General features: G+C 72.0%; 7 protein-coding genes and 1 pseudogene. 7 read left to right on the top strand and 1 reads right to left on the bottom strand.

The genetic code is table 11. From position 1 onward, the window contains the following. A partial coding sequence (locus AIIKEEIJ_RS34300; protein WP_443217101.1) for a hypothetical protein occupies positions 1–85 on the bottom strand: 85 nt, incomplete at its 3' end. A gap of 29 nt (positions 86–114) precedes the next feature. Here AIIKEEIJ_RS34300 and AIIKEEIJ_RS11515 point away from each other — a divergent pair. From AIIKEEIJ_RS11515 to AIIKEEIJ_RS32985, 7 genes and pseudogenes are all read left to right on the top strand, one after another. Then, positions 115–825 carry a DUF1684 domain-containing protein gene (locus tag AIIKEEIJ_RS11515; RefSeq protein WP_161995697.1) on the top strand — a complete coding sequence of 237 codons (711 nt, stop codon included), beginning with the start codon at positions 115–117 and terminating at the stop codon, positions 823–825. After that, on the top strand, positions 822–1,976 hold the full coding sequence (locus AIIKEEIJ_RS11510) for an LLM class flavin-dependent oxidoreductase (RefSeq protein ID WP_065923300.1): 1,155 nt from the start codon (positions 822–824) through the stop codon (positions 1,974–1,976). The genes AIIKEEIJ_RS11515 and AIIKEEIJ_RS11510 overlap by 4 nt, the downstream gene beginning before the upstream one ends. 242 nt (positions 1,977–2,218) lie before the next feature. Beyond that, entirely contained in the window at positions 2,219–2,797 is a 579-nt protein-coding gene (locus tag AIIKEEIJ_RS11505) for a hypothetical protein (protein WP_065923299.1), read from the top strand. A gap of 171 nt (positions 2,798–2,968) precedes the next feature. Continuing rightward, positions 2,969–4,141 (top strand): LLM class flavin-dependent oxidoreductase, encoded by a 1,173-nt coding sequence (locus AIIKEEIJ_RS11500; protein WP_065923298.1) that lies wholly within the window; start codon positions 2,969–2,971, stop codon positions 4,139–4,141. Position 4,142: 1 nt separating this feature from the next. Further along, positions 4,143–5,357 (top strand): SfnB family sulfur acquisition oxidoreductase, encoded by a 1,215-nt coding sequence (locus tag AIIKEEIJ_RS11495; RefSeq protein ID WP_161995696.1) that lies wholly within the window; start codon positions 4,143–4,145, stop codon positions 5,355–5,357. Positions 5,358–5,479: 122 nt separating this feature from the next. Next, positions 5,480–6,697 (top strand): acyl-CoA dehydrogenase family protein, encoded by a 1,218-nt coding sequence (locus AIIKEEIJ_RS11490; RefSeq protein ID WP_006943658.1) that lies wholly within the window; start codon positions 5,480–5,482, stop codon positions 6,695–6,697. Beyond that, positions 6,694–6,974 (top strand): annotated as a pseudogene (locus AIIKEEIJ_RS32985) (hypothetical protein); the annotation flags it as partial. The gene AIIKEEIJ_RS11490 and the pseudogene AIIKEEIJ_RS32985, both read left to right, overlap by 4 nt.

The raw sequence follows: 6,974 nt of genomic DNA, 5'->3' as shown, positions 1-6,974 counted from the left end.
TGGTGATCCCCGGCAGCAGCGCCTGACGCTTCCGCAGCCATGTCACTGCGTCGCCGAAGATCGCCTTCGGTCCGTCGCCGGTCATCCACGCCTGGTCGACGATCCACGACGTGAGTGGCGCTGCGCCGCCCGGACGGCTGGCTCAGCCTGACCGGGCTGTACTGGCTGGACACCGAGCCCACGATCCTCGACGAGGTGCCCGGATTGTGGCGGGTGGACGGCGAGCGCGTGCTCCTCGAATCCGACGGCGGAACCGAGGTGCACGAGCCGATCGAGGGCGCACCCGGTGTCCGGGTCGCGGCCGGCGACGGCTACGCCGAGATCATCCGCCGCACCGGCCGGTTCGCCGTCCGCATCCACGACCCGAAGTCGCCGGCTCTGACGGCCTTCACCGGAATCCCCGCGTACGAGCCTGCGCCGGAGTGGGTGCTGCAGGGCCGCTTCGAGGCCTTCGATCAGGTGCGGACCGTCACCACCGGCGCCGTGGTCGACGGCCTCGAGCACCACCACAGCGCGGCCGGGCTGATCCGCTTCACCCACGACGGCGCCGAGCACCGCCTCGTCGCGTTCGGCGACGGCTCGGGTCCGCTGCGCGTGCTGTTCACCGACGGAACCAGCGGCGTGACGACCTACCCGGCCGCGCGGATCCTCGAGGTCGCCGCGCCGACCGCCGACGGCTCGGTCACGCTCGACTTCACCCGGGCCGCCAACCTGCCGTGCGCGTTCACCGACGCGGCGACGTGCCCCATCGCCCCGGCGGAGAACCGGCTGCCGTTCGCCGTCGAGGCCGGCGAACGCACTCCGCGCGACGAGGAGGCCCGGTGACGACCGCATCGAATCCGGTGCCGCTCTCGGTCCTCGACCTCTCCCCCGTCAGCGAGGGATCCACCACGGCGCAGGCGTTGCACAACACCGTCGACCTGGCCCGGAGGACGGAAGGGTGGGGGTACCGCCGGTATTGGGTGGCCGAGCACCACTTCGTCGCCGTCGCGTCGTCGTCGCCGGCCGTGCTGATCGGCGCAATCGCCGCCGCCACCAGCACCATCCGCGTCGGCGCCGCCGCGGTTCAGCTCGGTCACAACACCGCGGCCGGTGTGGTCGAGGCGTTCGGCACGCTGGACGCGCTGTATCCGGGCAGGATCGACCTGGGACTCGGCCGGTCGGGACAACGCCGGGCGGAGGCGCTCGCGGCCGCCCGGTCCGGGGCCGCCGAAGAGGAATCGCACCGCGCCACCGAGGTGCGCGACGGCCTGGTCATTCCGCCGCCGTACCAGCCCGGGCCGTTGCTGTCCTCCCCGCGCCTGGCCGCCGGGTTCGCCGCGTTGCAGCAACCGGGGGCGCAGGCCCCGGACTTCGACGGGCAGGTGGACGACATCCTCGCTCTGCTGGACGGGACCTATCGCACCGAGGACGGGATCGAGCTGCACGCCAGCCCCGGCGAGGGCGCGGACGTCGAGCTGTGGGTCTTCGGGACCAGTGCGGGGCCGTCGGCGTCGCTGGCCGGACGGCTGGGCCTGCCGTTCGGTGCGAACTACCACGTCAGTCCCGGCACCACCGTCGAGGCGGTCGAGGCGTACCGCGCGGCGTTCCGCCCGTCCCGCTTCCTCGACCGACCGTACGTGGTGGTGTCCGCCGACGCGGTCGTCGCCGACGACGACGCCACCGCGCGTGACCTGGCGGCCACGTACGGGCACTGGACGCACAGCATCCGGTCCGGCCACGGGGCCGTCCCGTACCCGGACCCGGCCACGTCGGCACCGCTGAGCGACGAGGAGCGCAGCCTCGTCGACGACCGGCTGATCACCCAGTTCGTCGGCGCTCCCGCCACCGTGGCGGAGCGGCTCGAGTCGCTGCAGCGCGTTACCGGGGCGGACGAGCTCGTGGTCACGTCGGTGACGCACCGGCACGAGGACCGGCTGCGTTCGTACGAATTGCTGGCGCGCGAGTGGGGGCTCGCCGCGCTCCGCGCCGCATGACCCCGGTGGTGAACCCCCCCGGACGGCGGGTTCACCACCGAATCGAGCATTCCCGACCAATTGTGTAGGATATCGCCCATGGCACCCGAGACCGCAGCGACCGTCGTCGCCCGCTGGTGCCGTCGTCACGTCGATCTGGGCCGGACCTCCTCGGGCATCTGTACGGGCTGACCGCTCACAGCCCCTTCCGCCACGTCGCGCTGGAGTACCACCGGAGCGGCGCATTCTCCAGGAGAAAACCCTTGTCGCACAACACTATCCGGACCATTGATCGCCCCCTGCGTATCGCCGTCGAGCTTGCCGGGCCCGAGGGACCGCACTACTGGGCCGATCTGACCACCGGACGCGCCGACGAACCGGCGCTCGACCTGAGCGCCTCGCCGTCGAACGTGGTCCGGATCCGCGCCGCCGACCTGAGGGAGAGCGCGAAGCTCCGCGAACGGGCACGCTCCGAAGCCCGCGCCGACGGTCGCGATCCCGACAGCATCAGCGTCCTGGTCGATCTCGAGGTGCTCGTCGCCGAGGAGGCCCGCGGCGCCCGCAAGCAGTATGCGCTGCTCGACGGCCGTCGTCGCGCAGACACCCTGTCCTACATCGGCACCCCGCACGGCCTCGCCGGACTGATCGCCGACATCCACACCACCCGCGTGGCCGACGGCGTGACGCTCCTCCCACTCGGTGCCGAGTTCACGATCGAGCACATCGTCGACGGCACCCTGCCGTGGCTCGAATCACGGGGGCTGGCAACGCCGTCGCCCGCTGTGGTGGAGGTCCTGCGCCGCTTCGGCACCGGGGACCGCGGGCTCATCCTGGCCTCCTGACCGTCGTTCGAGACGCGGGGCGAGAGTTTCTTCTCTCGCCCCGCCTTTCGTCGTCCGGTCCACGCGTCCCGCTCGGCAGGGGCGCCGGGCGCCGTCCGGCGCGGACCAGAATTGGAATCGGACCGATTTCAACCGTGGCCCGCGCTCCGCCCCGCCCTTAACCTCGCAACAATGTCCCTCGCATTCCATTGGTTTCTTCCCACCTACGGCGACAGCCGCCTGATCGTCGGCGGCGGCCACGGAACGCCCGCTGGGGCGGCCCGCGGTGATCGGCGCGCCACCGTCGGGTACCTGGCGTCGATCGCCCGCGCCGCCGAGGAGTTCGGATTCGCCGGCGCACTCACCCCTACCGGCGCATGGTGCGAGGACGCCTTCCTCACCACGGCAATGGTGGCGCGCGAATCCGAGCGACTCGCCTTCCTCGTGGCGTTCCGCCCAGGACTGATCAGCCCCACCCTCGCCGCGCAGATGGCGGCGACGTTCTCACTGCACGCCCCGGGGCGGATCCTGCTCAACGTGGTGGTGGGCGGCGAGGCCCACGAGCAGCGCGCGTACGGCGACCGCCTCGGCAAGGACGAGCGGTACGCCCGAGCGGACGAGTTCCTCTCGATCGTCCGACGGTTGTGGGCCGGCGAGACCGTCACCCACTCCGGCACGCACCTGAACATCTCGGAAGCCGCGCTGGCCACGCTCCCGAGCCCTGTCCCCCCGTTGTACTTCGGTGGATCGTCCGCCGCGGCGGGCCCGGTGGCCGCCGAGCACGCCGACGTCTACCTCACCTGGGGTGAGCCGCCGGCGGCCGTCGCCGAAAAGATCGCATGGATCCGCGAACTCGCCTCCCGGCGCGGACGCACCATCCGGTTCGGCATCCGCCTGCACGTCATCACCCGGGACACCGCCGCCGATGCGTGGGCGCAGGCCGACCGGCTGATCGCGGCACTCGGCCCCGACACGGTGACCGCGGCACAGGCGGGTCTCGCACGCAGTGAGTCCGAAGGACAGCGCCGCATGCTCGCCCTGCACGAGAACAACCGGCGCAGCGGAGACTGGCGCGACGCCCGTAACCTGGAGGTGGCGCCGAACCTGTGGACCGGGGTGGGTCTCGTGCGCGGCGGGGCCGGGACGGCGCTGGTCGGCAGCCATACCGAAGTCGCCGACCGGATCGCCGAATACGCCGCGCTGGGCATCGACGAGTTCGTCCTCTCGGGATACCCGCACCTCGAGGAGCTGTACTGGTTCGGCGAGGGGGTGCTACCGGTCCTGCGGGAACGCGGACTGTTCATCGGCGGTGCCGGCGGCGCCGTATCCGGAAGCGTTCCCTTCCTTCCCGCCGGGGTCCGCTGAGATGGGCACTGCCGAGGTCACATCCGGGATCGTCGACGGCGACCACGCGCTCGAGACGGCCACGGTGCTGGGCCGGCGATTCGCCGAGAACGCCACGCTCCGCGACGCGAACCGCGAACTGCCGCACACCCAGATCCGCGAGTTCGCCGGATCGGGCCTCGGCGCGGTGACGGTGCCCCGCGCGTACGGCGGGCTCGACGTGCCCACCGAGACGCTCGTGGAGATCTTCCGGCTTTTCGCCGAGGCGGATCCGAGTATCGCGCAGATCCCCCAGTCCCATTTCACCTTCCTCGAACTGCTCCGGTCGCAGGGAACCCCGGATCAGCAGGAGTTCTTCTACGGTGAGGTGCGGTCCGGAGCCCTGTTCGCGAACGCGCAGAGCGAACGGGGCCCCCATCCCGTCGACGTGGACACCACGGTGCTCGTCCCGTCCGGTGCGGGTTTCACGCTCTCGGGCCGCAAGTTCTACAGCACGGGCGCCCTGTTCGCGGACTGGATCGCCGTGCGCGCCAGTGTGGTCGGCGACGGCGGCACCCCGGGCCGCGGCACTCCGAAGGCCGTGGCGTTCGTGCCCCGCGACGCCGCCGGGCTCACCGTCGTCGACGACTGGGACGGCATGGGGCAGCGCACCACCGCCAGTGGCACCGTCACCCTCGACGGCGTGACGGTGCCCGCCTCGTCGATCGTCCAGTACTCGGGGCTGTTCGACGGGCCCACCACCTACGGGGCACAGGCACAGATCCTGCACGCCGCGATCGACGTGGGGATTGCGACCGGCGCCCTGCGCGAGGCGGTCGTGCAGGCCGGCCGCGCCCGTCCCCACTTCGAGGCGGGAGTCGACCGCGCGGTGGACGATCCGCTACTGACTCAGCTCGCCGGCGAGGTGACGGTCACGGTGCGGGCGGCCCAGGCCCTGCTGACCGTCGCGGCCCGCGCGGTGGACTCCGCGCGCGCCGACCTCGACGCCGACACCGCCGCGGCGGCATCGATCGACGTCGCCACCGCGAAGGTCGCGGCGACCCGCGCCGCGCTCGACGCCGCGAATGCGGTGTTCGAACTGGGCGGCACCCGAAGCGCATCCGGCGCGGCCAACCTGTCCCGCTACTGGCGCGACGCACGCACCCACACCCTGCACGACGCGACGCGCTGGAAGCTGCAGCACATCGGCCGTTGGACGCTGGACGGGACATCTCCACCGCGGCACGGGGTGATCTGAGACGACCGCACGCCCGTTCCCCGGCGCCAGTATTGAACTCTGGCCGATCGCAACCGGTGCCATCGCGGGCCCGATTGTCCATCGTTGTGTCGACATCGACGCCACACCGAGGAGCATGACAGGTGAGCAGTTCAACGATCCAGACGCCGGCCGTGACCGACGACGAACTCCGGGAGCGCTTCCGGCCGATCTTCGACCGGATCGCCGAGGGAGCCGTCCAGCGCGAGCACGAGCGCCGGCTGCCGTTCCACGAGGTGCAGTGGCTGCGGGAGGCCCGTTTCGGCGCCCTGCGGGTGCCAGTCGAGTTCGGCGGCTTCGGTGCCACGATCCGTCAGCTGTTCGACCTGCTGATCGACCTCGCTGCCGCCGAGTCGAACCTGCCACAGGCGCTGCGCGTGCACTGGAGCTTCGTCGAGGACCAGCGGCTCGCGGGTGACGAACGAGCCCGGCACTGGCTCGCGGCCGCCGCGGACGGCACGCTCGTCGGCAACGCCATCACCGAACCGGGCGTGGGTGCCGCCGACCGCTACCGCACGACCCTCACCCGCAAGGGCGGCGACTGGGCCCTCGACGGAATCAAGTACTACAGCACCGGAAGCCTGTACGCCGACCACATCCTCGTCGCCGCGGACCGCGACGGCGAGCGGGTCTCGGTACTGGTGGACGCGCGGCAGGAGGGCGTCGAGCAGACCGACGACTGGGACGGTTTCGGCCAGCGGCTCACCGCGAGCGGTACCACCACCTTCACGGGAGTCGTGGTGCCGGAGGACCGCATCCTCGGGCCCGGCTACGGCGCCCCGGGCCGCACCTACGCGACCGCCTACCTGCAGCTGGTGCAGCTCGCGGTGCTCGCCGGCATCGCCCGGCGCGCCGAGGCCGACGCCGTCGACTGGGTTCGGGCGCGCACCCGCACGTTCACCCACGCCGTGGCCGACCTGCCACGGCACGACCCGCTGGTCCAGCAGGTGATCGGGAAGCTGTCGGCCGCGGCCTTCGGTGCCCGCGCCGCCGTGCTCGCCGTCGCCGACGACCTCGACGTCCTTCTCGACGCGGGCGCCGACGACCCCGAACTGCTCGACCGCGCCGAGGCTTCCGCCGCCCGCGCCCAGTCGGTGGTGATCGGGCTCGTCCTCGACGCGACGGCGCAGCTGTTCGAGGTCGGCGGCGCATCCATCACCTCGTCGGAGGCGGCGCTGGACCGGCACTGGCGCAACGCACGGACCGTCGCGGCGCACAACCCGCTGATCTACAAGCAGCAGGCCGTCGGCGCCCATGTGCTCAACGGAGATCCGCTCCCCTACGCGTGGAGCGCGGGCCGTCGCCCCGGAGTCATCGCGTGACCCGGCACATCCGCTTCAACGCGTTCGACATGAACTGCGTGGCCCACCAGTCCCCCGGACTGTGGCGCCACCCCGCGGACCGGTCGCACCGCTACACCGACCTCGGGTACTGGACCGAACTTGCCCGGCTCCTCGAACGCGGCCTGTTCGACGGCCTGTTCATCGCCGACGTGCTCGGCGGCGATCGCATCGAGACTCTCCGGCGTCACCGCGCGCACCTCGAACCGGCCACCCCGGTCGAGGAAACGGCCCAGCCGGTCGTCCGCCCGCAGCCGGA

This window comes from Rhodococcus sp. YH1, assembly GCF_009939605.1.
Classification (GTDB): domain Bacteria; phylum Actinomycetota; class Actinomycetes; order Mycobacteriales; family Mycobacteriaceae; genus Rhodococcus; species Rhodococcus aetherivorans.
Note: the sequence above shows the minus strand (reverse complement) of the source record. Positions and strands in the feature narration are given on the sequence as shown.